General features: G+C 64.9%; 24 protein-coding genes. 8 read left to right on the forward strand and 16 right to left on the reverse strand.

Going from position 1 to position 26,930, the window contains the following annotated elements; all coding sequences use genetic code 11:
- The first annotated feature begins 1 nt into the window (after position 1).
- Positions 2-757, forward strand: coding sequence for an SDR family NAD(P)-dependent oxidoreductase (locus IOC82_RS10495; protein ID WP_290546134.1), 756 nt, complete (start codon positions 2-4; stop codon positions 755-757).
- Here the strand turns inward: IOC82_RS10495 and glpK are convergent, their stop codons facing one another.
- From glpK to IOC82_RS10510, 3 genes are read right to left on the reverse strand one after another with little or no spacing between them, the layout of a single operon-like run.
- The gene (glpK, locus tag IOC82_RS10500; protein WP_290546135.1) at positions 758-2,242 is read right to left on the reverse strand and encodes a glycerol kinase GlpK; all 1,485 of its coding nucleotides are present in this window, start codon (positions 2,240-2,242) and stop codon (positions 758-760) included. It abuts the gene before it with no gap.
- 3 nt (positions 2,243-2,245) lie between these two features.
- A complete protein-coding gene (glpD, locus tag IOC82_RS10505) occupies positions 2,246-3,760 on the reverse strand; it encodes a glycerol-3-phosphate dehydrogenase (protein WP_290546136.1) in 1,515 nt (504 codons plus the stop codon).
- Positions 3,757-4,560: a DeoR/GlpR family DNA-binding transcription regulator gene (locus IOC82_RS10510; RefSeq protein ID WP_290546137.1), complete on the reverse strand. Its 804-nt coding sequence runs from the start codon at positions 4,558-4,560 to the stop codon at positions 3,757-3,759. Before IOC82_RS10510 ends, glpD begins: the two co-directional genes overlap by 4 nt.
- Positions 4,561-4,762: 202 nt before the next feature.
- On the opposite strand from IOC82_RS10510, the gene IOC82_RS10515 reads away from it, so the two are divergent.
- The 7 genes from IOC82_RS10515 (at position 4,763) to IOC82_RS10545 (ending at position 11,572) form a co-directional block, all read left to right on the forward strand.
- The gene (locus tag IOC82_RS10515; RefSeq protein WP_290546138.1) at positions 4,763-6,499 is read left to right on the forward strand and encodes an ABC transporter substrate-binding protein; all 1,737 of its coding nucleotides are present in this window, start codon (positions 4,763-4,765) and stop codon (positions 6,497-6,499) included.
- 86 nt (positions 6,500-6,585) lie between these two features.
- Entirely contained in the window at positions 6,586-7,650 is a 1,065-nt protein-coding gene (locus IOC82_RS10520; protein WP_290546139.1) for an ABC transporter ATP-binding protein, read from the forward strand.
- Positions 7,650-8,723, forward strand: a complete 1,074-nt coding sequence (locus IOC82_RS10525) for an ABC transporter ATP-binding protein (RefSeq protein ID WP_290546140.1) — start codon at positions 7,650-7,652, stop codon at positions 8,721-8,723. Before IOC82_RS10520 ends, IOC82_RS10525 begins: the two co-directional genes overlap by 1 nt.
- A complete protein-coding gene (locus IOC82_RS10530) occupies positions 8,720-9,583 on the forward strand; it encodes a carbohydrate ABC transporter permease (protein WP_290546141.1) in 864 nt (287 codons plus the stop codon). Before IOC82_RS10525 ends, IOC82_RS10530 begins: the two co-directional genes overlap by 4 nt.
- Before the next feature lies 1 nt (position 9,584).
- On the forward strand, positions 9,585-10,382 hold the full coding sequence (locus IOC82_RS10535; protein WP_290546142.1) for a carbohydrate ABC transporter permease: 798 nt from the start codon (positions 9,585-9,587) through the stop codon (positions 10,380-10,382).
- A gap of 25 nt (positions 10,383-10,407) precedes the next feature.
- A complete protein-coding gene (locus tag IOC82_RS10540; protein ID WP_290546143.1) occupies positions 10,408-10,719 on the forward strand; it encodes a DUF2160 domain-containing protein in 312 nt (103 codons plus the stop codon).
- Between the two features lie 238 nt (positions 10,720-10,957).
- Positions 10,958-11,572: a MarC family protein gene (locus IOC82_RS10545; protein ID WP_290546144.1), complete on the forward strand. Its 615-nt coding sequence runs from the start codon at positions 10,958-10,960 to the stop codon at positions 11,570-11,572.
- On the opposite strand, the gene IOC82_RS10550 is transcribed toward IOC82_RS10545, so the two are convergent.
- The 13 genes from IOC82_RS10550 to IOC82_RS10610 form a co-directional block, all read right to left on the reverse strand.
- Positions 11,563-13,011: a Na+/H+ antiporter NhaC family protein gene (locus IOC82_RS10550; protein ID WP_290546145.1), complete on the reverse strand. Its 1,449-nt coding sequence runs from the start codon at positions 13,009-13,011 to the stop codon at positions 11,563-11,565. The two genes, IOC82_RS10545 and IOC82_RS10550, sit on opposite strands and share 10 nt — an antisense overlap.
- 12 nt (positions 13,012-13,023) lie before the next feature.
- The gene (gene arcA / locus IOC82_RS10555; protein WP_290546146.1) at positions 13,024-14,271 is read right to left on the reverse strand and encodes an arginine deiminase; all 1,248 of its coding nucleotides are present in this window, start codon (positions 14,269-14,271) and stop codon (positions 13,024-13,026) included.
- Between the two features lie 49 nt (positions 14,272-14,320).
- Positions 14,321-15,466, reverse strand: coding sequence for a succinylglutamate desuccinylase/aspartoacylase family protein (locus IOC82_RS10560; RefSeq protein WP_290546147.1), 1,146 nt, complete (start codon positions 15,464-15,466; stop codon positions 14,321-14,323).
- Between the two features lie 35 nt (positions 15,467-15,501).
- Positions 15,502-16,908: a basic amino acid/polyamine antiporter gene (locus IOC82_RS10565; protein WP_290546148.1), complete on the reverse strand. Its 1,407-nt coding sequence runs from the start codon at positions 16,906-16,908 to the stop codon at positions 15,502-15,504.
- A 168-nt stretch (positions 16,909-17,076) separates the two neighbouring features.
- Positions 17,077-18,690 (reverse strand): proton-conducting transporter membrane subunit, encoded by a 1,614-nt coding sequence (locus tag IOC82_RS10570; RefSeq protein WP_290546149.1) that lies wholly within the window; start codon positions 18,688-18,690, stop codon positions 17,077-17,079.
- Positions 18,687-20,195: a proton-conducting transporter membrane subunit gene (locus IOC82_RS10575; protein ID WP_290546150.1), complete on the reverse strand. Its 1,509-nt coding sequence runs from the start codon at positions 20,193-20,195 to the stop codon at positions 18,687-18,689. The genes IOC82_RS10570 and IOC82_RS10575 overlap by 4 nt, the downstream gene beginning before the upstream one ends.
- Positions 20,192-20,512, reverse strand: a complete 321-nt coding sequence (locus tag IOC82_RS10580; protein ID WP_290546151.1) for an NADH-quinone oxidoreductase subunit K — start codon at positions 20,510-20,512, stop codon at positions 20,192-20,194. The genes IOC82_RS10575 and IOC82_RS10580 overlap by 4 nt, the downstream gene beginning before the upstream one ends.
- On the reverse strand, positions 20,509-21,444 hold the full coding sequence (locus IOC82_RS10585; protein ID WP_290546152.1) for a hydrogenase subunit MbhD domain-containing protein: 936 nt from the start codon (positions 21,442-21,444) through the stop codon (positions 20,509-20,511). Before IOC82_RS10585 ends, IOC82_RS10580 begins: the two co-directional genes overlap by 4 nt.
- Positions 21,444-21,722: a monovalent cation/H(+) antiporter subunit G gene (locus IOC82_RS10590; RefSeq protein WP_366935669.1), complete on the reverse strand. Its 279-nt coding sequence runs from the start codon at positions 21,720-21,722 to the stop codon at positions 21,444-21,446. The genes IOC82_RS10585 and IOC82_RS10590 overlap by 1 nt, the downstream gene beginning before the upstream one ends.
- A complete protein-coding gene (locus IOC82_RS10595; protein WP_290546154.1) occupies positions 21,715-21,975 on the reverse strand; it encodes a monovalent cation/H+ antiporter complex subunit F in 261 nt (86 codons plus the stop codon). The genes IOC82_RS10590 and IOC82_RS10595 overlap by 8 nt, the downstream gene beginning before the upstream one ends.
- On the reverse strand, positions 21,972-22,481 hold the full coding sequence (locus IOC82_RS10600) for a Na+/H+ antiporter subunit E (RefSeq protein ID WP_290546155.1): 510 nt from the start codon (positions 22,479-22,481) through the stop codon (positions 21,972-21,974). Before IOC82_RS10600 ends, IOC82_RS10595 begins: the two co-directional genes overlap by 4 nt.
- 13 nt (positions 22,482-22,494) lie before the next feature.
- Complete coding sequence (locus IOC82_RS10605; RefSeq protein WP_290546156.1) at positions 22,495-25,578, reverse strand: efflux RND transporter permease subunit; 3,084 nt, start codon at positions 25,576-25,578, stop codon at positions 22,495-22,497.
- A complete protein-coding gene (locus IOC82_RS10610) occupies positions 25,575-26,633 on the reverse strand; it encodes an efflux RND transporter periplasmic adaptor subunit (protein ID WP_290546157.1) in 1,059 nt (352 codons plus the stop codon). The genes IOC82_RS10605 and IOC82_RS10610 overlap by 4 nt, the downstream gene beginning before the upstream one ends.
- Between the last annotated feature and the right edge of the window lie 297 nt (positions 26,634-26,930).

A 26,930-nucleotide genomic window follows, 5' to 3' on the forward strand; every position in this document is an offset into this window, starting at 1 on the left:
CGTGGCGCAATCCCTGCCGTGGAAGACGGCCTGGGTCACCGGCGCCTCCACCGGCATCGGCCGGGAGATCGTGCTGCAGCTGACGGCAGCGGGCGTAAACGTCGCGGCATCGGCGCGCTCGGCCGAAAAGCTGGGGGCGTTCGGTCCAAGTATAGTGTCGATACCGTTAGATGTGACCGATGCGGATGCCTGCCGGGCCGCCGCCGAACGTATCGAGTCCGAACTAGGTCCGATCGACCTTGTGGTGTTCGGGGCGGGCACTTACGCGCCGGTCGCCATCGATAGTATCGATCCGAAATTATTCGCCCATACCATGGAGACGAACTACATGGGCGTGGTGAACTGCCTGGCCGCCGTGGCGCCACGCATGATGGCGCGCGGGAAGGGGCAGATCTCGTGGATTGCCTCGGTCGCGGGTTTCATGGGGTTGCCGAAAGCGGCGGCCTATGGGCCGACCAAAGCGGCGCTGATCAATCTTGCGGAATGCCTCGAACCCGAGATGAAGCTGAAGGGGGTGCGCATCAGCGTCATCAATCCCGGGTTCGTCGCGACCCCGCTGACGGCACAGAACGACTTTGATATGCCCTTCCTGATGCAGCCGGACGAGGCGGCGCGCCGCACCATCGCAGGCCTGGCGGAGGGACGTTTCGAGATTGCCTATCCGCGGCGCTTCGTGGCCATTCTGCGCATCCTCCGGACGCTGCCCTATCCGCTGTTTTTCCGGTTCATCACACGCTTCGTGCTGAAGGCGGCATGATCAAGCGAGAAGTTTGCGGACGGCGTCCTGCCAGCCCGCATATTTCGCGTCGCGTTCTGCCGGCTTCACTTTTGGCGTGAAGCGCTTCTGCTTTTTCCAGGATTTCGCAAAGCGCGCGGGCTCGGGGAACATGCCCACCTTCAGGCCGGCGAGATAAGCCGCCCCCAGTGCTGTGGTCTCCAGGATCGGCGGACGGTCAACCGGCGCGTCAAGCATGTCGGCGAGTTGCTGCATGGTCCAGTCCGAGGCGGACATGCCGCCATCGACGCGCAGGATGGTGTTCTGCGCGTGGCCAACATCCTTCCGCATCGCCTCCAGCAGGTCGCGGGTCTGGTAGCAGACCGACTCGAGCGTTGCCCGGGCCAGTTCCTTCGCCGTGGTGGCGCGGGTGAGGCCGAAGATGGCGCCGCGCGCCTCGGCATTCCAGTAAGGCGCGCCGAGGCCCACAAAAGCCGGCACGAGATAGACGTGCTGGTTGGGATCGGACTGCTGCGCCAGCTTGCCGGTTTCGCCCGCGGTTTTCACCAGCTTCAGCCCGTCGCGCAGCCACTGCACCGCGGCGCCTGCGATGAAGATGGCGCCTTCCAGCGCATACGTGCGCTCGCCATCCAGCTGATAGGCGATGGTGGTGAGAAGCCGGTTGCGCGACAGCACGGCCGTCCCGCCTGTGTTGAGCAACGCGAAACAGCCGGTGCCATAGGTGGCCTTCATCATGCCGGGTTCGAAGCAGGCCTGTCCGATACTGGCGGCCTGCTGATCGCCGGCCACGCCACAGATCGGAATCGCGGCGCCAAACAGGGCCGGATCGGTGGCGCCGAAGTCGGCGGCGCAGTCTTTTACCTCCGGCAGGAGATTTTTCGGAACGTCGAGGAGGCGCAGCAGTTCCGCGTCCCAGCCGCCGGTGTGAATGTTGTAGAGCAGCGTGCGCGAGGCGTTGGTTGCGTCCGTCGCATGGACGCGCCCGCCGGTGAGGCGCCAGATGAGGAAGCAGTCGATGGTGCCGAAGGCGAGTTCGCCCGCTTCCGCCTTGGCGCGCGCACCTTTCACATTGTCGAGCAGCCAGCGGATCTTGGTGCCGGAGAAATAGGGGTCGAGCAGCAGCCCGGTCTTCTTGCCGAACAGCGGTTCGAGACCCTTGGCCTTGAGCGCCGCGCAATCCTCCGCCGTGCGCCGGTCCTGCCAGACGATCGCCTTGTGGATGGGCTTGCCGGTGCGGCGGTTCCAGATCACCACCGTTTCGCGCTGGTTGGTGATGCCGATGGCCTTCACCGCCTGCGGCTTCACTTTCGACTTGCGCAGCGCGGACCGGCAGGTGGCGATCACGGAGGACCAGATCTCCTCCGCATCGTGCTCAACCCAGCCAGACTTCGGATAGTACTGCCGGAACTCCTGCTGGCCGGTGGCGACGGGTTTTAGCTTCGAATCGAAGACGATGGCGCGCGACGAGGTCGTGCCCTGGTCGATCGCGAGGATCATGTCCGCCATGATTCAGCCTCCCGCCCGCTTGAGGTCCTGCACCGCATTGGCAGATGCCATGTAGGTGCGCAGGGCCTCCTGCTGCGCCTTCGTGGTGTGCAGACCGAGCTTGGAGCGCCGCCACAGCACGTCATCGGCATTGCGGGCCCATTCCTTGTCGCACAGCCAGTCGATCTCGCGTTCGCTGATGGGGCCGAAGCTTTGACCCATGTCGGCCGAAGTGCGCGCGTCGCCAAGCAGGCGCCCGGCATCGGTGCCATAGGCCCTGAACAGGCGGCGCACGGTGACCTTGTCGAGAAAGGGATATTTCGCCGCCAGCGCCGAAATGTGCTGCTCGACCTGGTCATGGCCGAAGTCGCCGCCGGGAAGCGCTGCATCACGCGTCCACGGCTTGCCCATCTGCGGGAAGAAGGGCTGGATCTTTTCCATGGCGTGTTCCGAGAGGCGGCGGAAGGTGGTGATCTTGCCGCCGAAGACCGAGAGAAGCGGGGCGCCACCCTCTGAGTGATCGAGCTTCAAAACGTAGTCGCGCGTCGCTTCCTGCGCCTTGGAGGCGCCATCGTCATAGAGCGGGCGGATGCCGGAATAGGACCAGCGCACCATGTCTTTCGTCACGGGCCTCTTGAAATACTCGCTGACCGCTCCGAGCAAATAGTCTGCCTCGGCTTCGGAAATCTGCGGTTTGCCGGGATCGCCCTTGTGGTCCTCGTCCGTCGTGCCGATGAGGGTGAAATCGCGCTCATAAGGAATGGCAAAACAGATGCGGCCGTCGGCGTTCTGGAAGATGTAGCAGCGGTCATGGCCGTAGAGTTTCTCGACCACGAGGTGACTGCCCTTCACCATGCGGATCTTGTCCGGATCGTTGCGGCCGACGACGGCGCCCAGTATTTCGCTGACCCACGGGCCGGCGGAATTGATCAGTGCCCTGGCGCGCACCGTCTCCACATGGCCGTCAGCGGTTTCGATCGTCATCTCCCAGACGCCCTCGGCCCGGCGCGCGGAGATGCATTTGGTGCGGGTGCGGATCACCGCACCCCTGGCCTGCGCGTCGCGCGCATTGAGGACAACGAGGCGCGCGTCCTCGACCCAGCAATCGGAGTACTCGAAGCCGCGGACATACTGGTTCTTCAGCGGTTCGCCGGTGACGTCGGTCCGCAGGTTCACGCCGCGCGTGCCGGGCAGGATCTCGCGGCCGCCGAGGTGATCGTAGAGGAACAGGCCCATGCGCAAGATGGGCCAGGGGCGCAGGCCCTTGTGGCAGGGCAGCACGAAGCGAAGAGGCCAGATGATGTGCGGCGCCGCCTTCAGAAGCACTTCGCGCTCGATGAGCGCCTCGCGCACCAGGCGGAACTCGTAATGCTCGAGATAGCGCAATCCGCCGTGAATGAGTTTGGTCGAGGCGCTGGAGGTGCCCGACGCGAGGTCACCCTGCTCGGCGAGAAAGACCGTGAGCCCGCGCCCCGATGCGTCACGCGCGATGCCGCAGCCATTCACGCCGCCGCCGATAATGAAGAGGTCATAAGTCATTCGGCGGCGTCCATCGTGTTGTCATTCACAGGGTGTCCTTGGGCGATTTCGAGGTGGACGGCGTTATCCCTGCAATAGGCGGCGACAGGCTCGGGCGGGGCCCGGTCCGTCACAAAAACGTCGATGTCCGACAACTCCCCGATGCGCACCGGAGCTGTGCGCGTGAATTTCGTCGCGTCCGCCACCAGCATGACGTTGCGGGCGTTCTGCATGATGGCCTTGGCGACACGCACCTCGCGGTAGTCGAAATCCAGCATCGCGCCATCCTCGTCGAGGGCGGAGGCGCCGATCACCGCATGATCCACCTTGAACTGCGTAATGAAATCGGCCGCCGCCTCGCCGACGATGCCGCCGTCACTCCGGCGCAGCACGCCGCCGGCCACGATCACCTCGATTTTCGGGCGCGACATCAATATGGTGGCGACGTGGATGTTGTTGGTGATGACCAGCAACCCCTCATGCAGGATAAGGGCGCGCGCCACCTCCTCGGTTGTCGTGCCGATGTTGATGAACAGCGAGCAGTTGTTGGGAATGAGGCTCGCGGCATGACGGCCGATCACCACCTTTTCGGTGGCGGCCATGAGACGGCGCGCCTCGTAAGCGAGGTTCTCGACGCCCGAGGTCAGAATCGCGCCGCCATGCGTGCGGGAAAGCAGCCTGAAGTCGCAAAGTTCGTTCAAATCCTTGCGGATGGTCTGCGGCGTAACCTCGAAACGCTGCGCCAGATCCTCCACAGCGACACTGCCAAGTTGCCGTGACAGCGCAAGAATCTGGTGCTGACGTGGACTGAGGTTCTCCATGGGTCTTTCGCTACCGGCTACGCGTCATCGCCGTCCGAGAGGGGATCGATTACTTGCGGTGCGGATGATTTCACTTTTTTTCGTTTAACGCAATATTGCGGCGCAGCATAGTTCGAATTTTGCCGGTTGACGCTCATTTGTTTTCACATGATAGTTTGTCGAAGGTGCCATGCAACAGGTACCGATCAAGGGAGGACCCACCATGAGACTGAAATATCTCGCCTCAGCTGCCGCCATGGCGCTGATGGCGGTTGCAAGTCCTGCATTTGCCGACGCCGACGCTGCCAAGAAATGGATCGATTCCGAATTCCAGCCCTCAACGCTGTCCAAGGAGGATCAGCTGAAGGAGATGGAGTGGTTCATCAAGGCCGCAGAACCCTTCAAGGGCATGGAGATCAACGTGCTGTCGGAGGGCATCCCGACGCATGACTATGAGTCGAAGGTGCTGGCCAAGGCCTTCGAGGAAATCACCGGCATCAAGGTGAATCACCAGATCCTCGGCGAGGGCGAAGTGGTTCAGGCCGTGCAGACGCAGATGCAGACAAACCGCAACCTGTATGACGGCTACGTCAACGACTCGGACCTGATCGGCACGCACTCCCGCCTGCAGCAGACCTATAATCTCACCGACATGATGGCCGGCGACTGGAAGGACGTGACCAACCCCGGTCTTGACCTCGCCGATTTCATCGGCACGAAGTTCACCACCGGACCGGACGGAAAGCTCTACCAGCTTCCCGACCAGCAGTTCGCGAACCTCTACTGGTTCCGGAAAGACTGGTTCGACCGCCCTGAGATCAAGGAAAAATTCAAGGCCAAGTATGGCTACGATCTCGGCGTGCCGGTCAACTGGTCGGCTTATGAGGACATCGCCGAATTCTTCAGCAATGATGTCAAGGAAATCGACGGCGTCAAGATCTATGGCCACATGGACTACGGCAAGCGCGCGCCGGACCTCGGCTGGCGCATGACCGACGCGTGGCTTTCGATGGCCGGCGCCGGCAGCCAGGGCGAACCCAACGGCGTGCCGATCGATGAGTGGGGCATCCGCATGGAGAAGGGTTCTTGCAACCCCTCCGGCGCTTCGGTGTCGCGTGGCGGCGAGACCAACGGCCCAGCCTCGGTCTACGCCATCGCGAAGTGGGATGAGTGGCTGCGCAAGTACGCGCCTCCGGGGGCAGCCGACTACGACTTCTACCAGTCGCTGCCGGCGCTCGCGCAGGGCAACGTTGCGCAGCAGATCTTCTGGTACACGGCCTTCACCGCCTCCATGGTGGCGCCGAAGTCGGAGGGCAACAACACGGTGGATGACCAAGGCATGCCGCTCTGGCGCATGGCCCCGTCGCCGCACGGACCCTACTACAAGGACGGACAGAAGGTCGGCTATCAGGACGTGGGCTCCTGGACCATCCTGAGGTCGACGCCGGCTGACCGCGCCAAGGCCGCTTGGCTCTATGCGCAGTTCGCGGTGTCGAAGACGGTCGACGTGAAGAAGAGCCAGGTCGGTCTCACCTTCATCCGCGACAGCACGGTGCGCCACCAGTCCTTTACGGACCGCGCGCCGAAGCTGGGCGGACTGGTCGAGTTCTACCGCTCGCCCGACCGCGTGCGCTGGTCGCCCACCGGCATCAATGTGCCGGACTATCCGAAGCTCGCCCAGCTCTGGTGGCAGCAGATCGGCGATGTGAACTCCGGCGCCTTCACGCCGCAAGAGGCCATGGACCGACTTGCCGGCGAAATGGAGCAGGTGATGGCCCGCATGGAAGCGGCGGACAAGGCCAACAAGACCTATGGTGGATGCGGTCCGCGTCTCTCCGAGCCGAAGGATCCGTCCTACTGGCTCGGCCGGCCCGATGGCCCGAAGGCGAAGCTCGCCAACGAGAAGGAGCCCGGCCAGACCATTCCTTACGAGGAAATCGTCAAGCGCTGGCAGGAATAATAACCGGAATAGCGGAGCGCGGGAGAAATCCCGCGCTCCAACCTTGCCGGGGCTTGCCCCATGTTTTCATTGCCGATCGGATCTTCATGGCCCTTGAACTCATCGAGATCACCAAGCGCGCCGGTGCGGACACGCATATCCATCCGACGTCGCTCGTGCTGCCGCAGGGTTCGTTCAACGTGCTGCTGGGCACCACGCTGTCCGGCAAGACCACGCTCATGCAGATCATGGCCGGCATCCAGCCGCCGACGTCAGGCCGGATCAGGTTCAACGGCAGGGACGTGACCCATGTCGCCGTTCAGAAGCGCAACGTCTCGATGGTCTATCAGCAATTCATCAACTACCCGAATTTCACTGTCTACGACAACATCGCCTCGCCGCTGAAAGTGGCCGGCATGAGCAAGGCCGAGATCGACCGCCGCGTCATGGCCGCCGCCGACCTGCTTCGCTTGCGCCCCATGCTGAAGCGGCGGCCATCGGAGCTCTCCGGCGGTCAGCAGCAGCGCACCGCCATCGCCCGCTCCATCGTGAAGGACTCGGACCTGATCCTCCTCGATGAGCCGCTCGCCAACCTCGACTACAAGCTGCGCGAGGAACTGCGCGACGAGTTGCCGAGGCTCTTTGCCGGCCGCAATGCCATTGTCGTTTATGCCACCACGGAGCCGGTCGAGGCGCTGCTGTTTGGCGGCAACACGGCAACGCTGCACGAGGGCCGCGTCACCCAGTTCGGGCCCACGTCCTCGGTCTACCGGGAGCCGAAGGACCTCACGTCGGCCCAAGTCTTTTCCGATCCCCCCATCAACATGACACCGGTGGAAAAGCGGGGGTCTCAGCTTCAGGTTTTCGGCGGGAAAACCTGGCCTGCGGGTGCGGCCGCGCGCGGGCTGAACGATGGAAGCTACATTCTCGCAATCCGCCCGCATCACGTGACGCCACTGCCGCCGGAAGCGTCGACCGGCGAACTCGAGGGCCGCGTGCTGGTCACCGAGCTGTCCGGGTCGGAGAGCGTCATCCATCTCGATGTCGGCGGCACGACGTGGGTGTCGCAGTCGCACGGCATTCACCCCTTCGAGGTTGGCGCGCACGCAAGGCTCCACGTCGACATCGACCGCGGATTGTTCTTCGCAGCCAATGGCGAGCGCGTGTCCTGATGGCCGAAATCCGTCTCGAGAACCTCCGCCACTCTTACTCGGCCAATCCGCAGAGCGATGAGGACTATGCCCTCAAGCGCCTCTCCATCACCTGGCAGGACGGCGGCGCCTACGCGCTGCTGGGGCCGTCGGGCTGCGGCAAGACCACGCTTCTCAACCTCATCTCCGGCCTGCTGACGCCGACCGAGGGCAAGATCCTGTTCGACGGTCGGGACGTTTCGCACAGCTCGCCCGAGGCCCGCAACATCGCGCAGGTTTTCCAGTTCCCGGTCATCTACGACACCATGACGGTGTTCGACAATCTTGCCTTCCCGCTGCGCAACCGCGGCGTGCCCGAGGCCGAGATCGAGTCGCGCGTCGGCGAGATCGCCGGGATGCTGGAGCTCACGAAGACGCTTCACAAGCGCGCATCGGGTTTGACGGCGGACGGCAAACAAAAGATCTCGCTAGGCCGTGGCTTGGTCCGGCCAGATGTGAACGTGATTATGTTCGACGAGCCGCTGACGGTGATCGACCCGCATCTCAAGTGGCAGTTGCGCTCCAAGCTCAAGGAGCTTCACCTCCGAACCGGGCGCACCATGATCTATGTGACGCACGACCAGACCGAGGCCCTCACCTTCGCCGACCAGGTTGTGGTGATGAATCTCGGCGAGGTGGTGCAGGCGGGAACGCCCGTCGAGCTTTTCGAGCGCCCGCAGCACACCTTCGTCGGCCACTTCATCGGCTCTCCTGGCATGAACGTTCTCCCTTGCGAAGTGCGCGGGGGAAAGGCCATATTCGGCGGAACGCCGGTGGACGCGGCCAATATAGCAGCCGCAAACAGCCGCGGCCGGACCGAGTTGGGCGTCCGGCCCGAATTCGTGTCGATCGCTTCCTCCGGAATTCCGGCAGAAGTGATCCGGGTGTCCGACGCCGGCCGCTACCGCATTGTCGAAACCCGCAGCCACGGCCACACCGTCAAGCTGCTGCTGAAGGAAGGTGGCGAGGCGCCACGCGGCAGCACATTCCTGTCCTTCGATCCCTCGCACACCCAGGTTTACGAGGACGGCTGGATGGCGGGCGCGCGGCGATGAACAAGACCTTCAATAACAAGGCCTGGTGGCTCGTTCTTCCGGTGTTCCTGATGGTGGCCTTCAACGCGCTGGTGCCGTTGATGACCGTCGTCAACTATTCGATCCAGGAAACCTTCGGCAACAACGAGTTCTTCTGGTCGGGAACCACCTGGTTCGAGCAGATCCTGCATGACGGCGAGTTCCATGCCTCGCTCAAGCGCCAGCTCGTCTTCACGGGCCTTATCTTGCTGATTGAAGTTCCCCTGGGCCTCGCCATTGCGCTGTGCATGCCGCGCCAGGGGCCCTGGGTGTCCGTCTGTCTTGTGCTCGTGGCTTTGCCGCTGCTGGTGCCGTGGAACGTCGTCGGCTCCATGTGGAACATCATGGCGCTCCCTGACATCGGCCTTCTCGGCAAGGGCATTAACGCGCTGGGCATTCCTTTCAACTACACGCGGCAACCCATATCCGCGTGGTTCACCGTTGTGCTGATGGATGTGTGGCACTGGACGTCGCTGGTCTTGCTGCTCTGCTACGCCGGGCTCGTCGCCATTCCGGACGCCTATTACCAGGCGGCGAAGGTCGATGGCGCCAGGCCCTGGGCGGTGTTCCGATACATCCAGCTGCCGAAGTTGAAGCACGTGCTGACGATCGCCATCCTGCTCCGCTTCATGGATTCCTTCATGATCTACACCGAAGTGATCGTGCTGACGGGCGGCGGACCCGGCAGCACCACGAAGTTCCTCTCGATCGACCTCGTGCAGAAGGCGTTGGGCGGTTTCGACCTCGGGCCCGCGGCGGCCTTCTCGATCGTCTACTTCCTTATCATCCTGTTCCTCAGCTGGCTGTTCTATACGCTGATGATGCGCGAGGAGGCCAAGTAAGATGCGCAAGCGCCACATCGTCCTGACGCTCTACATCGTCTTCCTGATGCTGCCGATCTACTGGCTGCTCAACATGTCGTTCAAGACGACGAACGAAATTCTCGGCGGCTTCAGCGCCTTCCCGCGCGACTTCACGCTCGACAGCTACCGCACGATCTTCACCGATCCCACCTGGTACAACGCCTACATCAACTCGATCACCTACGTCGTCATCAACACGGTGATCTCGGTGATGATCGCGCTTCCCGCGGCCTACGCCTTCTCGCGCTACCGCTTCCTTGGCGACAAGCACCTGTTCTTCTGGCTTCTGTCCAACCGCATGGCGCCGGCCGCCGTGTTCGTCCTGCCCTTCGTCAACCTCTATTCCGCCGTCGGCCTGTTCGACACGCCCTGGGCCGTGGCGCTGGCGCACACCCTGTTCAACGTTCCGCTCGCCGTATGGATCCTCGAGGGCTTCATGTCCGGCGTGCCGAAGGAGCTCGATGAGACCGCCTATGTCGACGGCTACTCATTCCCGTCCTTCTTCCTGAGGATCTTCCTCCCCACCATCTCGGCTGGCATCGGCGTTGCGGCCTTCTTCTGCTTCATGTTCTCCTGGGTGGAGATGCTGCTTGCGAAGAACCTCACATCCGTGGCTGCCAAGCCGATCGTCGCCGCCATGACGAAGACAGCCAGCACGTCCGGATATGAGCTGGGGCTGCTGGCGGCCGCGGGCGTGCTCACCATCATCCCCGGCGCCATTGTCATCTATTTCGTCCGCAACTATATCGCCAAGGGCTTCGCCCTGGGCCGCGTGTGAGAAGGGCCTCAAGATGGAAACGCCAATGATGTTCTCGGCCGAGTGGTGGCAGCAGCCGCTGGGCAGCTGGATGGCGTGGAACCGGGTGACCATCGCCTTCTTCATCTATGTCTTCGGTTCGATCCTCGCCATGGGCGTATGGGAGTATTTCTCGCCGGGCGGTTCTCCGCGCCGCGGCATCTTCCGGCTCGAGACGACGCGCGGCGACCGCCTGTTCATGACGCATCTCGGAACGGCTTTCATCTTTCTCGCCTGGCTGGCGTTATTCGGAACGCCCCTGTGGGGCGCCCTCGCCGCCGCCATGATCTGGGCAGTTGTAGTCTTCCGCTGGGTGTGACCCGGCTCAGTGCACGGCTGCAAACATGATTGGTGTGAGCCCCGCAAATTGATCCAGGAATGAGGAGAGTCCAACGGCCTCAGGAGGAGGAGTTGGACGATGAGGAAGAGCCGGCTCACCGGGGAGCGGATCAACGCTGCTTTCGCTCAGCAAGCGATTCCACTTGCCCGCAGGATGCGCTAATGATGCGCCATCCGTGCGAAGCTGGGGGGCAGGCTCAACAGACCGCGAGGCCATTGTGACGTCGATTTCGAATGAATTCGTTCTGCTGCTGGTGACCATCAATCCCTTTGCGGCCATGCCGGTGTTCCTCTCGGCAACCTCCCGCATGACGGCGGCGGAGCGCAACCGCACGGCGCTGCGGGCCAGCGTCATCGCCAGCGCGATCCTGCTCTTCCTGCTCGCCTTCGGGCAGCTATTCCTCGAAAAGATCGGGGTGACGCTGCCCGCCCTGCGCATTGCCGGCGCGCTGGTGCTGCTGATCCTGGGGTTGCGCATGGTGTTCGGCGAGGCGCCCGGCGGTTCGCCGGACGATGCACAGGCAGGCGACGTGGCGGTGTTTCCGCTGGCCATGCCGATGCTGGCCGGCGGCGGTTCGATTGCCGCCATCGTGGCGATGACCGACAACACCGTCAGCAGCATCGCCGAACAGGCCGTGACGGCCGTTGTGCTGATCGCCGTGATGGCGGTGATCTATGCCGTGCTGCGTTCGGCCGAGAAAATCCAGCGGGTCATTGGAGGCACCGGCACCAATGTGATGAGCCGCATCATGGGGCTCGTTCTCGCGGCGCTCGCGGTGCAGACCTTCTTCAGCGTCTTCGGCCCGCTGCTGGGCGCTGCCGTCTATCCCTGACCGGACGCTTTCCGCGGCATGCGGATGTTGAGAAAAGCGAGTGCGATGACCACCAGCGGACTCAGCATGCTGAACAGCGCATAGGGCGCATAGTGCCAGGTGCCGACTCCCAGTGTTGCCGCCATGTAGGCGCCGCAGCTGTTCCATGGCACCAGGGCCGAGGTGGGTGTTGCAGTGGCGCCCACGGCGCGCGACAGCACGACAGGCGCGAAGCCCAGCCTGGCGAAGGCCGGCTTGAACATACGGGCCGGCAGCACGATGGCGATATATTGGTCCGCCGTCACCACATTGGCGGCTACGATGGAGCCGACGGTAGCGGAAATCAGCGCGCCTGTCGATTTCGTGCGCGCCACGATGGGCTCGATGAGGCGGTCCAGCACGCCGGCCTTTTCGACGACGCCGCCGAAGGCCAGAGCGGTCATCACCAGCCAGATGGTGTTGAGCATGCTGTCCATGCCGCCGCGCGACACCAGCTGGTCGATGGCGGCGTTGCCGGTGTGCGTTTCGTAGCCATTGGCCAGCGCCAGCCACACGCCCTTGATGAGGCCGAGGATGCGCGGCAAGCCTTCGGCGCCGGCAAAGGCGATGACGCGGTCGGGCGAGCCCACCGCCGCCACCACGCCGCCCGCCAGCGCGCCGGCGAAGATCGCCGTGAAAGGCGGAAACTTGAGGAGCGCCATCGCCGCCACCAGCGCCAGCGGAATGAACAGCAGCGGCGAGGTTGGGAAGAATTCGCGGATGGCGGCGATCTTGTCGCTGGCGTCGAAATCGCCGGGCCTGCCCAGCCACCAGAACAGCACCAATGACAGAGCGAGTGCTATCGACGAGCTCAGCGCCGTTTCGCGGATGTGCTCGTAGAGCCCGACGCCCACCGTGCCGGACGCGAGGTTGGTCGAATCCGACAAGGGCGAGGTGGTGTCGCCGAAATAGGCGCCCGAAATGATGGCGGCGGCGGTGATGGCGGGGTCGAGCCCCATGTTGGCGGCGATCCCCATGAAGCCAACGCCGATGGTGCCCGCCGTCGTCCAGGAACTGCCGATCGAGGACGAGATCACCGCGCAGACGATGGCCGTGGTGAGGTAAAAATAGTTGGGGCTGAGAAGCTGGATGCCGAAATAGACCATGGCGACCAGCGTGCCGCTCATCGCCCAGGCGCCGATCAAGGCGCCCACTGCGAAAAGGATGAACACCGCGCCGATGCCGGAGCTGACACTCTGCACCGCCGCGTCATTGAGCGAGGCCAGCGAATGGCCGTTGCGCCAGGCGACGAAGGCGGCGATCAGCGAGGCCACCGTCAGCGCCACCTGACTCGGCCCCGACATTGCGGCATCCCCGAACAGGGCATAGGACAGGCTGACGAGCACGATGAGGCTCGCCACCGGGATCATGGCCTCCACGAGGCCAAGCGGCCGCGGCTGAACCTCGTGCCTTTCGGTCATCCCCGCATCGGCTTAGAAGTCGACCGCGTCGCGGATGATCGGGCAGGTCATGCAATGGCCGCCGCCGCGGCCACGGCCGAGCTCGGCGCCCGCGATGGTGATGACTTCGATCCCTTCCTTGCGCAGCAGCGTGTTGGTGTAGGTGTTGCGGTCATAGGCATAGACCACGCCGGGCGAGGCGCAGACCAGATTGGCGCCGCTGTCCCACTGGGTGCGCTCGCGCATATAAGCGGTGCCGCCGGTTTCGACCACGCGCATCTTCTTGATGCCCAGCGCGCCCGCAACCACCTCGACGAAGGACCCCTCGTCCTTGCGCAGTTCGACGCCGCCGGACTTGCTGCTCGGGCGGTAGGAATAGGCCTGGATGTGGTTAACGATGTCCGGGTAGAGCAACACGCAGTCGCGGTCGGCGAAGGTGAAGACCGTGTCCAGGTGCATGGCGGCGCGCAGCTTGGGCATGGCGGCCACGATGACGCGTTCGGCGGCGCCTTTCTCGAACAGCGCCGCGGCGAGCTGGCTGATGGCCTGGCGCGAGGTGCGCTCGCTCATGCCGATCAGCACGTTGCCCTTACCGATGGGCATCACGTCGCCGCCTTCGAGCGTTGCAAGGCCATGGTCCTTGGTGGGGTCGCCCCACCACACATTCACCTTGCCGGCGAAGTCCGGGTGGAACTTGTAGATGGCGGTCGTCAGGATCGGTTCCTCGTGGCGGGCGGGCCAGTAGAGCGGGTTCAGCGTGCAGCCGCCATAAATCCAGCAGGTGGTGTCGCGCGTGTAGAGCGTGTTGGGCAAGGGCGGCAGCAGATATTCGACTTCACCCGCCGCGTCCCTGATCGCCTCCAGCGCCTTGCCGCCGATGGCTTCGGGGAACTCTTCGGTGGACAGGCCGCCGATCAGCGTCTCTGCCAGGTCACGGTTGGAGAGGCCGTCGAGATAGCTGCGGATCTCGTCGATCAGGCCGAGGCCCACCTGGTCCGGCACGATCTGGTTGTCGAAGATCCACTTGCGGGCCTCGGGGATGGCCATGGTCTCGGCCAGCAGATTGTGCATTTCGACCACGTCGATGCCGCGGTCGCGCATCTTGGTGACGAAATCGAAATGGTCGCGCTTGGCCGTCTCGACCCACAGCACGTCGTCGAACAGAAGCCGGTCGCAGTTGCTGGGGGTGAGGCGCTGGTGCGCGCGGCCGGGCGCGCAGACCATCACCTTGCGGAGCTGGCCAACTTCCGAATGAACGCCAAATCTGGTTTCGCTGGTCATATTGCGATCTCTCCACACATGTTATGTCGATTGAATTCGATCCCCGGGACTATTCGGCATAGTCGACTTCCGGGATAGGACAACCATCGGGGTCACAGGCCTTTTCGGAACTATCGTAAAGCACTTCGACGATGCGTGTGCCAGGCTCCGTGACCGCGTCGCGCTGCAGGATCGCGACCTCGCCCGCAACCTCCGTCTTATACTCCTGCACCACTTCGCCAAATGCGTTGCGCTGGATGGCAACGCTTTGGCCAGCCGCCACCTTGGACCGCAGGTCCACCAGAAGCTCCACATAGCCACCAGCTGTGGCGCGCACAGTGTGCAGCGCATCGCCAAAGAACGTGCCGGCATCCTGTGCGGTGCGGCCCATCGGCCCCCCGATGACACCGTGCAGTTTGAAGACGTTCAGGGCGCCCTCGACAAACATCGGTATCATGCGCTTGTCGAAATATCGCGGTCCGCCGATTTCAATGGTCAGGCAGGGAATGCCGGCCTTGATCAAGGCCGTCTCGAGCGTGCCGCCGTATCCCGGATCGTTCTTGATCTGCTCGATGGGGAACAATTCCGCCATCGCCTTGACCTCGGGCAGGCTCATCTTGGCGAAAATGAAGGCCGTGAAGTCCGTGCCGGTGGCTGCCGTATGGTAATCGAGCGCGTAATCGGCATTTGGCTTCAAGAGCTTGTTGAACACCAATCCGGCATGGCGTGTGGGCGCATTGCCGCCGTCTTCATTCCCCGGCCAGACCCGGTTCAGGTCGATCTTGAAACCGCCCCATTGCGCGACGGGCCACATCCGCGTTACGCCCTCCTTCGCGGGCCGCGATACGTCGTAAACGGCGGTCACCGTGCCGGACATTGCTGCCGGATCGAGTTGCTCCATCGTTCGCCGCATGGCATCGACAGGGCTGGTCTCGTCACCGTGCACGCCGCTGACAAGCAGGATCCGTTTTCCGGGATTGATGCCCTTGGCCACGACGACCGGCACATACCAGTACTGCCCCGTGCCGGTCTGCACACCCTGGAAGAGCAAGCTATGCTTTTTTCCTGCTTCGAGGTCGCCGACGTCGAGCTGGCTGACCACGCGCTTGCCCTGGATGATGTCACCCGTATAGACCGTTTCAGCCTGCGCGGACGCGGTGAGCGGGCACAGGGCGAATAGAAACGCAGCCGTTAAGCGCCTCCGGAGGCATGTCATGCGCTTGTTATTCCGCGTCATCGCAGCCGCTGCCGTCATAGTGTAATGCTTCCGGAGACAAGGCCCCAGACCCCGATGAGGCCCGCCACCGCGGTGACGGCGAAAATGGCGAGATCGCGGGGCGAGAACAGCGGCATCTTCCAGTCCCGGCGCGCCCAGACATAGAGGATGGTGCCCGGCACATAGAGCACCGCGACCAGAAGAACTTTATCAAGCCCGGCCGCGAGGAACATGAAGATCACGTAGACGACCGCGATCCAGGAGAAGATCTGGTCGCGTCCGCGCTCGCCCTCGACGCCCTCATAGCCCTCGCCGCGGCGCGCCAGCAGCACGCCGTAACCGGCGACCAGCAGGTAGGGCAGCAGCGTAGTGACGCTCGTCATGTCAAGCATGAAGTTGAAGGCGTCCTGCGACCAGTAGGTGGAGATGACGAACAGCGACACAACGATGTTGGTGATCCACAGCGCATTGGCCGGCACGCGGTTGCCGTTCTGGGCGGAAAATATCTTCGGCATGTCCTTGGACTTCGCCGCGGCGAACATCACTTCCGCGCAGATCAGCGACCAGGCGAGATAGGCGCCAAGCACCGAGATCAGCACGCCGACCGAGATGAAGATGGCGCCCCAGTGGCCGACCACCGACTCGAGCACGCCCGCCAGCGAAGGCTGGCGCAGGCCTGCGATCTCAGACTGCATCATCGAGGCATAGGGCAGCAGCGTGATCGCCACCATGAGCCCGGTGACGCCGACAAAGCCGAGGATCGTCGCGCGGCCCACGTCGGCCCTGGTCTTGGCGAAGCGCGAATAGACGCTTGCCCCTTCGATGCCGAGGAACACGAAGACGGTGATCAGCATGGTGTCGCGCACCTGCGACCAAAGCGGCTTCACCGGCATGTCCGCGCCGCCGAAGAAATTGCTGGCGAACTGCGAATAGTTGAACACGAAGATCAGCGCGATGATGGTGACGAGGATCGGCACGATCTTGGCCACCGTGACGACCGAGTTGACAAAGGCCGCCTGCTCCACGCCGCGCAGAATCATGAAGTGGAAGGTCCAGATGCCAATGAGCGACACCACAATGGCGGTGAGCGAGTTGCCCTCGCCGAAAATGGGAAAGAAGGCGCCCAGCGTCGAGCCGATCAGCACCCAGTAGAACACGTTGCCGAGGCAGGAGCCGAGCCAGTAGCCGAAGGCGGAGAGGAATCCCATGTAATCGCCGAAGCCCGCCTTGGCATAGGCGAAGACGCCGGCGTCGATATCGGGCTTCCTTTCGGCCAGCGCCTGGAAGACCCGCGCGAGCATGTACATGCCGGTGCCGGCGATGGTCCAGGCGATGATCGCGCCGAACGGCCCCGTGGCGGCGCCGAAGCGGCCCGGCAGGTTGAAGATGCCCGCGCCCACCATGGAGCCGACCACCATTCCGGTGAGGGCAACGAGCGACATTTTTCCGGCTTGCGGTGTTTGACTCACGTCGATGTCTCCCCTTGCGCGGGCTTGATCCCGCAATGCGGGTTCATCCCGCCTTTCCGGAAACAAGTTAGCTTTGTATTGCCATGAGATGCAAGTGGCAGGAGTGTCACGGGGGGTTAGGTTCTTGATCCCCGGTCAGCTTCAGCGCGGACCGAACACCGTCTGCAGCGCGACGAACAGGATGAGGGCCGCGGCCAGGGTGAGCGTCGATACCGGCCACTGGTGGGCCTGGGTCTCGGCGCGCACGACAGCGCTTGCGAGGCGCCCCGCCTGCCGTTCGAGGGCGGCGATGAGCCGCGCTCCGATATCCCCCGGCGGGAGTTGGGGCAGCTGCGTTCCTGCGGCGGCAAGTGCCCAGCCAAGCGCGGCGCCCGCTGCGACGGGCCAGGCGAGATCGAACAGCACCTCGGGCCGCAGCGCAGAATTGGCGGAAGCCCCTGTTACGGCGGCGAACAGGCTCCACTGCAGAGGTGTCGCGGCAATCACGGCGGCAATCCACGCCGCGGGGGAGAGCAGCTGCGGCTTCGGGTCTTGCGCGGCCGCCCGCACCAGACGGAGGAAATGCAGAACCAGCACCGTGCTGCCAACGGCGGCGAGCGAGAACAGCATGCTGGTTGCCCCGCTTGCCGTGAGGTCCTTGAAGGCGAGCTTGCCCAGGGCGCCGCCGGTGAAGGGCAGACCGGCGAAACCCAGCGCCGCGAAGCCGGCGAGACCCAGTTGCCACGCCGCAATCCTCCGCCCCTGCGTGCCCAGCATCAGAAACAGGCCGCCCTTGATCAGCACGTGATAGACTGCATAGAAGGCCACGATCACGCCCGCCTCGCGCGCGCCCGCGGCAAGCCCCGCGCCCAGCACCGCCGCCATCTGGCCAAGCTGGCTGATGCTCGAATAGGCGAGCACGCTGCGCGGATTTGTCTGCGTGAGACCGAGCAGCGCGCCGTAAAGCGCCGAGATAAGCCCCGCCGCGAGAATGATGCCGCCCGCCACCGGCATCGCCTCCCCGAGCGGCAGGAAGCGGATGAGCCCGATGAGGCCCGCCTTCGACGTCGCCCCGCTCAGCACCGCCGTGGCAACGAGCGGGCCCGCCGCATAGGACATCGGCATCCAGCCATGCAGCGGCGCCAGTCCGATCTTGAGCCCGAAGCCGATGACCACAAGAGCGACGATAACTCCACAGTAAGGCGACGATGGCAGCGCCGCCACCAGCGGCGTGATGGCAAGCCCCTGCCCCGGCGCATGGACCACCAGCAGCACGAGGGCCGCGAGGATCAGCCCCTCGCCGATCAGCGCTGCGGCAATCGTCACGCGGCCGGCGCGCCGTTCCGCCTCGCCGCCATCGAAAGCGATCAGGCCATAGGCCGGCAAGCTCGCCAGCGCATAAAGCGCATAGAAGCTCACCACATCGCCCGCCACGAAGACGCCGAGGCTGCCAGAGAGCGTGAGCAGCCACCACAGCGCAAACCGGCCTCGGCCTCCGCGCCCTGCGAGCCACGTGCTGGCCGCAAAACCGGCAATGATCCACAGCAGCGCGCAAGCCCCCAGCATCAGCGCCCCCGGCTGGTCCAGCACATAGCGCCATGCGCCGGGGAAGGTGAACGCGCTGACACTTCCCCCACACGCCGCGGCCGCCAGCAGCAGCGCCGGCAGGGGCGCCAGTCCAAGGCCGCGCACCACCACGGGCCGCAGCGCGGGTGACAGCAGCAGCAGCGCCATGGCCAGTGGCAGCAGAATCATGGCCATGATGGCGAAGATCACAGCGCCCTCCCGATCGCTAGGAAGGCGATGGGCTCGAGCGGCAGCAGGCCCATCAGCACCGCCACCGCGGAAAGCCCCAGCGCGATCCACTGCCGCCCGTGGCCCACCGCCTTGAGGCTGGCGCCGGCCGCGGGCTCGGCCATCATGCGCGCCAGCACGCCGAACACATAAGCGCCCGCCAGCATGCCGCCAGCGATGATGACGGCGCCCCATGCCCAGTGCCCTTCGGCCAGCGCGGCCACCAGCAGCATGAATTTGGCGTTGAAGCCGCCGCTGGGCGGCAGGCCCATCAGCGACAAACCGCTCAAGGCGAAGGCCAGCACCACAAGCGGCGCGCGGCTGCTCAAGCCGCCCAGATCACGGATGCGGTCGTGCCCCAGCACTTCGGCAGCGAGGCCTGCGGCGAGGAACATGCCGGCCTTGGCGAAGGCATGGGCCACCACCTGTGTCCAGGCGCCCGTCCAGGCGGTTTCGGCGATGAGCGCGCCCGCATCTTTCGGCGCCAGGGTGAAGACGAAGAACATATAGCCGATCTGCGCCACCGTCGAATAGGCGACCAGCAGCTTGAGGCGCTGCTGGCGCAGCGCCGTGATGCTGCCGACAATCACCGCCAGCGCGCCGAACAGCGCGAGAAGCTGCATGTCGGCCGGTTCGCGCAGCGTGGGAAAGGTGTCGAACCACAGCCGCATCAGCAGGAATAGGCTGCCCTTGACCACAAGCGCGGAGAGAACCGCACTGCCCGCCGCGGGTGCTCCTGCATGGGCGGGCGGCAGCCAGAGATGAAAGGGAAACAGCGCCGTCTTGGCGAGCAGCCCCACGGTGACGAAGCCCGCCGCCGTCAGTGTCGCGGCATTGGGCTGAAGCTGCGCCGCGAGGCCGGAGATATCCAGCGTGCCATAAGCGCCGTAGAGCAACACGATGCCGAAAAGATAGAGCATCGAGCCGAACACCGCGAACAGCAGGTAGCGCAGTGCGGCGCGCAGCGTGTCCGCACCCCCTTTGATGGCGGCGACGGGGATCGCGGCAAACGTGAGAAGCTCGATCCCGACGTAGAGGTTGAACAGGTCGCTGCTGGTGAACAGCAGGTTCAGCGCGCTCGCCATGGCCAGCAGGGCCGTCCAGAAGATGAGAGAGGCCCGCGACTCCGGCTTGCCTTTTGGCTGCGCGAAATCCTTCCAGGCGAAGGCTGCGGCGCCGAGAAAGATCGCCGCGCTCACCACCATCATCAGCGCCGAGATGCCATCGGCGCGGAGCGTGATGCCGAGCGGCGGATGAAAGCCGCCCACCACATAGGCGAGGGGGCTCTGCGTGCCCGCCACCATCAGCGCCACACGCACCGAAACGTAAAGCTGGAACAGCAGCGCCGCGATGACGATTGCCCGCGCGCCGCGGCCGCCAAGGCCGATGAGCCCCACCAGCGCCACTGCGGTCATGACGATGCCCAGCACCAAGAGCGCGCCGCCCGGCGTCGTCTCCGTCACGGCGAGGGCCTGAAGCGGCATCATGGCTGGCCGTCCTCCTCCTCGTCGATCGAGGCCTCGCCCGCTTCCGAGTGGAGCCGCAAGAGCAGCGCCACCGCAATCGCCGTGGCCGAGAAGGCGACAACGATGCCGGTGATGACAAGCGCCTGCGGCACCGGGTCGCCGCCCAGCCCCGCCGAAGCGCCCCGGCGCGCGATGACGCCGAACAACAGGAACACGCCGGAACCCAGCAGGTTGAGCGCCAGGAGCTTGCACAGCGGATGCGGGTTGACGATCAAGCCGTAAACCGAAAGCCCGATGAGGCCGGAGCCCGCCAGCCAGAACAGCAGAACTGGGCTCATGGGGCGTCCTCCCCCTTGGGCGGCCCGGCGATGAGCAGCCCGAGGATGACCGCGATGGACAGTGTGAGCGCGATTTCCATCGCCACGATCAGCGGCTTGGCGAAGCCTTCCGGATAGGCGAGGAAAGCCCCCGGCGTAAGGAAGCCAAGGAAGCCGATCAGCAGAAAGACGACAGGCCCGGTGACGATGGCGAGGCGCAACAGAGGCGAGGAGACGCGCGGCGCCTTGCGCACGCCCGCCACCATGACGAGGATCCACATCGCCGCCAGCACCGTTCCGCCCTGGAAGGCGCCGCCCGGCACATCCGCCCCGGCCCATGTCATGTAGATGGCGAAGACGAAGCCGATGGGCGGCAGCGTGCGGGCGAGAAGGCCGAGCACGCTGTGGCGCTCCGGGAACAGGCGGAGGCCGGGAACCCCGCCCCAGTCCTCGTCCCGCGCCAGCGCCCAGACGCCGGTCAGCGCCAGCAGCAGCACCACCTTTTCGAGCAGCGTGTCGAAGGAGCGAAACACGAAGAGCACGCCGGCCACGGGGTTGCCGAGTCCGCTCTCGGGCAGCCGCGCCAGCACGGGGGCGGCCAGCGACACAGGTTCGCCCGGCAGAACGAAGGCGAGCGCCGCGATGCCGATGGCGACGAGGGCCGCAAACACGGCGGCGAGCGCATGGAAACCGCGGCTCAGCTGCACCACGCGTTTCGTGTCGCCCGCCACCTTATGCGCGGCAATCACCATCAGAAGGCCCGTGGCGCCGCTGCCGATGGCAGCCTCGGTCAGCGACACGTCGATGGCGTGGAGGCGCACCCAGGCGAGCGACAAGAGCAGGCCATAGGCGATGAAGACGATCACCGCCGTCATCATGTTGCGCGCGATGACGCTCCAGCCGCCAACGCCCAGCAGCAGCAGGGCGAGGACAATGTCGAAGGCGGTCTCCATCACCGCTCCCCCTCGCCGCGCGCGCTGCGCGCCAGGATCTGGGTGACGATGGCGCCGGAGAACTGCACCAGCAGCCACACCGCCAGCATCTTGGCGGCGGCAAGTAAGCCCATCTGCGGCATCAGCCCCAGCACCACGAGGCCGAGGCCGAGATTGTCGACCTTGGTCAGCGCATGGAGGCGGGCGAGCGTGCCGGGAAAGCGCAGCAGCCCTACCGTGCCCGCCAGGAACAGCACCGCACCCGCCGTGACGGCAAGGATGGTGAAGAGGTCAGCCATTGCCATCGCTCCGCCAGGAGACGAAGCCGACGGAGGCAAAGACCGCCAGGATGCCCAGCATCAGCGCCACGTCGATGATGGCCGTCTGCCCCATGGCGGCGGCCAGCAGCAGCAGCGTGGCAACGCCGCCGGAGCCCGCGAGCTGCGCCGCCATCAGCCGGTCGGAGCCGCCCGGGCCCCGTACCACGCGCGCCAGCCCAACCGCAATGCTGAGCAGGATGAACAGTCCCGCGGCGAAATAGAAGAAGGTCATTGCGCTGCCCTGTCTGCCAGCACATTGGCGATCCGCGCTTCCTCCGCCGCGAGCTGGGCTGCCACGGGCTGGCCTGTGTCAAGCGCATGCACCTCGATGCGGTTAGTGTCATCGGTGCCGGTGGGCAGCGTGCCCGGCAGCAGGCTGGCGTAGGTCATGAACAGGAAGCGCCGGTTTCCGGGCGGTAGCTTGGAGCGGTATTCGACCACGCCGGGTTTGAGGGGCATGTTGGGCATCAGCGCGATGCGCGCCACGGTGACGCCGGCCACCACGCTCTGCCACAGGAAGCGGACGAACAGCGCCAGCGCCCGGCCGGGCTTCACGGCAAGCTCCCCGGCAGGCACGAGCTGCAGGCTGATCCACGCCGCGATAACGGCCGTCACGAGCCCCGCCGCGAGGTCCTTCAAGCCGGTGCCCGCCAGCGCGACCCAGAAAACGAAATAGGCGGCCGCCCGCAGCAGCAGCGCTGTGGCCGTCCCTGGTTCCCGCGTCACGGCGCCCGGCATGCCGGTGTCCCGCTCAGGCCTGCGGCGCCGGAGTCCCGGCGGGCGCCTTTGGCCTGGCGCCCTCCCTCTTCTCCTGCCAGCCGAACCACGTGACATAGAGTGTGGGCAGGAAGATCAGCGTCAGCACGGTGGCCACCAGCAGCCCGCCCATGATGGCGAAGGCCATGGGACCCCAGAACACCGTCCAGGCAATGGGGATCATGCCGAGCACGGTGGAGATCGCTGTGAGCATGATCGGCCGGAAGCGCGCCGCACTGGCATCGACTGCGGCATGCCACACATCCTTGCCCGCGGCGCGTTCGGCATCGATCTGCCCCAGCAGGATCACCGCATTCTTGGTGATCATCCCGAGCAGCGCCAGAATGCCGAGAATGGCGACGAAGCCCAGGGGCCGCCCGGACAGCAGCAGCGCGCCGACGACTCCGATCAACCCCAGCGGACCGACGCTCAGCACCATGATCAGCCGCTGGAAGCCCTGCAGCTGGAACATCAGCACGGTGAGCATGATGATCAGCATCACCGGCACAACCGCAATGACCGAGGCCTGCGACTTCGCACTCTCCTCCACCGTGCCGCCCACCGTGATGGCATAGCCTGCGGGCAGCGTCTTGGACAGTTCGGCGATGGGCTTGTCGAGGGCGGAGACCACCTCTTCCGGTAACACGCCGGGCCGGATGTCGGACTGGACAGTGAGGTTCGGCGTGCGGTCGCGCCGCCAGATCAGCGGATATTCCTGCTCGTAGTCGAAGGTGGCGAACTGGGCGAGCGGCACGGTGCGGCCATTGGGCAGCGGCACCTGCAAGGTGCGGAGTCCGTCGAGCGACACCCGCTGGTCGCCCGTGGCGCGCGCCACCACGTTGACAAGATAAATGTCATCGCGGATCTGCGTCACCGGCACGCCGGAGACCACCGTGTCGAGAATGCGCGCCACCGCCTGCGAGCTTAAACCCAGTTGCCGCGCCTCGTCCTGGTCGATGCGGATGCGCAGCTGCCGGGCAGGCTCCAGCCAGTCGAAGTTGACATTCTCGACATTGGGATTGGACGACACGGTGGATGCGAGCTGGAGTGCGATCTCGCGCACCTTGGAGAGGTTGGACCCGCTCACCCGGTACTGGATCGGCCAGCCCACCGGCGGCCCGAGCTCCAGCGGATAGACCCGGGCGACCGCATTGGGGAAGTCCCTGGCGAGCGCCTCCTGCAGCTTCTTCTGCAGACGGTCGCGCGCCGCCACGTCCTTGGTCACGATCACCGCCTGGCTGAAAAAATCGTTGGGCAGCTGAACGTTGAGCGGAAGGTAGAAGCGGATGGCGCCGCGGCCCACATAGCTCGACCAGCGTTCGACGTCAGGGTCATCCTTCAGCAGCGCGTCGAAGCGTTCGACGGCACTTTCCGAGGCAAAGATCGAGGAATTCTGCGGCAGGCTGAGGTCGACGAGGAGTTCCGGCCGGTCGGAGGACGGGAAGAACTGCCGCGGGATCAGCGGCATTGCCAGAATGGAAGCGACAAACATCCCGATGGTGACGGCGATGGTGAGATACCTGACCTTGATGGCGGCGGCGAGGAAGCCGCGATAGGCGCGGAACACGATGCCGGGGCCGCCCTCCTTCTTCTTCGGCGGCTTGAGGATCGCGATGCCGAGCAGCGGCGCGAAAACCACCGCCACGAACCAAGACACCAGCAGCGCGATCGACACCACGGCAAAGAGCGAGAACGTATACTCCCCCGCCGAACTCGCCGCGAAGCCCACCGGCACGAAGCCCGCCATGGTGACGAAGGTGCCCGCCAGCATGGCATAGGCATAGGTGCGGTAGGCGAAGGTGGCGGCCGGCACCTTGTCGTCGCCCTCGCCGAGCCTGGTCAGCATCGCATCCGTTGTCGTCATGGCGTCGTCGACGAGGAGGGCCAGCGCGATGATAAGGGCGCCCAGCGAAATGCGCTGCATGTCGATCGACACGAAGTCCATCACCACGAAAACGATGGCCAGCGTCAGCGGAATGGCGAGCGCGATGACCAGGCCCGGCCTGACGCCGAGGCTGATGAAGCTGACGGCGAGGATGATGGCGATCGCCTGCCACAGCGACTCCATGAATTCCGAAATCGCATGGTCCACCGTCACCGCCTGGTCGGCGACGAGAATGGGCTCGATACCGAGCGGCAGTTCGGCCTTTGCGTCGTTCATCACGGCGGTGATGTTCTTGCCGAGCGTCAGAATGTCGCCGCCGTCGCGCATGGCGATGGCAAGGCCGATGGCTGGCTCGCCATTGACCCGGAACAACGGCTGCGGCGGGTCGGAGAAGCCGCGCCGCACGGTGGCGATATCGGCGAGCCGCAGCATGCGCCCGCCGACCGCGAAATTGACATTGGCGATGTCCTGCTCGGACTCGAAGGCGCCCGAGACGCGGAGTGCGATCGATTCGTCGCCGGTCTCGATCTGGCCTGCCGGGCGGATGGCGTTCTGCGCCTGGAGTGCCGCGAGCAGCTGGCTGCGGTCGATGCCGAGATTGGCGAGCTCCTCCATCGAGAACTCGATGTAGATCTGCTCGTCCTGCACGCCCAGCAGCTCGATCTTGGAGACGTCCGGCACGCCGAGCAGCTTGTCGCGCAAGCGCTCCACGTGGTCGCGCAGTTCGCGGTTGTTGAAGCCATCCGCCGTTACGCCATAGATGATGCCGAACGTGTCGCCGAAATCGTCGTTGAAGCCGGGGCCTAACACCCCGGCGGGCAGCGTGTGGCGCATGTCGCCCACGGACTTGCGCACATGATACCAGGTGTCCGCCACCTCCTGCGCGTTTGTCTTGCCGTCGAGGTTGACGAAGATGGTCGAAACGCCGGCGCGGGTGAAGCTCCGGAGAAAATCGAGATGCGGCGTTTCCTGCAGCGTGCGCTCCAGCCGCTCCGTCACCTGTTTCAGGGTTTCCTCGCTGGTGGCGCCGGGCCACTGCGCCTGCACCACCATGGTCTTGATGATGAAGGACGGGTCCTCGCTGCGCCCCAGACGGTAATAGGAGGCAAGCCCCGCGATCACCGCGAGGATCATCAGATAGATGGTGATGGACCGGTGCTTGAGGGCCCATTCCGACAGGTTGAAGCCGCTCATGGCTGCTCCTCGAGCAGCCGCACCTGCTGGCCGGGGTGCAGCGCCTGCACACCGGCGGTGACCACGATGTCGCCCGCCTGAAGGCCATCGGCGATGGCCACGAGATATTCGCCGAAGCGCTTCACCGAGACAGGGCGCAGCGCCACCGTCCGGTTTGCCGGGTCGACCACCCACACGGCGGGCTGCTGCTCCGTCCGGGTGAGCGCGCTCGCCGGCACCTCGATCACCGCATCCTTCACCGTGGTCATCACGCCGTTGACGGTGGCGCCCAGCCGCATGGCCTCCGGCGGGTTGTCGAGCGTCACTTTCACCTCGAACAGGCGGGTGACGGGATCGGCCTGCGGCGAGACTTCGCGCACGTGGCCACGCACCTTCACGCCGGGGTCGTCGGCCAGCGACACCATGATGTCCGGGTTGGCGGGCGCCTGGCGGATCACCTGGGACGGCACGTTGAACACCGCGTCACGACCGTCCTGGCGCGCCACCCGCACGATCATCTGGCCGGGCGTCACCACCTCGCCGGCGGCTGGGCCGACGGCGGTGACAACGCCGTCCTGGTCGGCGCGCAGCTCGGTGAAACCCAGCAGGTCTTCGGCGGCGGCGAGCTGGGCCTCGGCGGCATCGACCTGGGCGGCGGCCGTCTTCTTGCCCTTTTCGGCCGCCTCGTAGGTGGCGCGCGTGGCCCAGCCTTGGCGGAACAGTGTGCGTTGCCGGTCATAATTGCCGGCGGCCTGGTTATACTGCGCCCCGGCCGCCGCGAGTGCCGCCGCGGCGGCGCGCAGCTGGTTCTCCTCGTTCTGCGATTCGAGCCTCGCGACAAGGTCGCCCTGCAGCAGGCGCTGGCCCAGCTTGTTGTTGTTCTCCAGCAGACGGCCGCCGATGCGGAAAGCCAGCGGCGCCTCGTCCTCCGCCTCGATCCGCCCGGTGAGGCTGAGGGTGGCTGCGCCTTGCTCCTCGGCGATCACCGTGGTGCGCACCTGGCGTGGCGCCGGCGCCGCCACTTCGGCCTCCTGCTTGCACGCCGCCAGAAGCGGCAGCAACACAACAATCGCCATGAGCCCCGGCCGGCTCACACAGCCTCTGTGCGTCATTTGTGTCCCCCGCTTCAAACAGTCACTTTCGGCCTTTATTTGAAGCAATCTGAAGCTCCGATCAATATTGCCTTTCGAATTGTGGAATCGCAACGGCACTTCCGCGCAAGCGGGCGGGAACTAGAGCATTTTCACAGTTAGCTTCGATATCCTGCATGAGTGAGGAAATTTTCGCATTCGCTTTGTGTGAAGCCTGAGAGGGCGTTGGCGACGGCAGTAGTGAGGTCGTCGAGCGTTCGTGCTGCGGTCTTGCGCAACAGG

The sequence above is a fragment of the Aestuariivirga sp. genome (assembly GCF_020252395.1).
Lineage (GTDB): Bacteria > Pseudomonadota > Alphaproteobacteria > Rhizobiales > Aestuariivirgaceae > Aestuariivirga.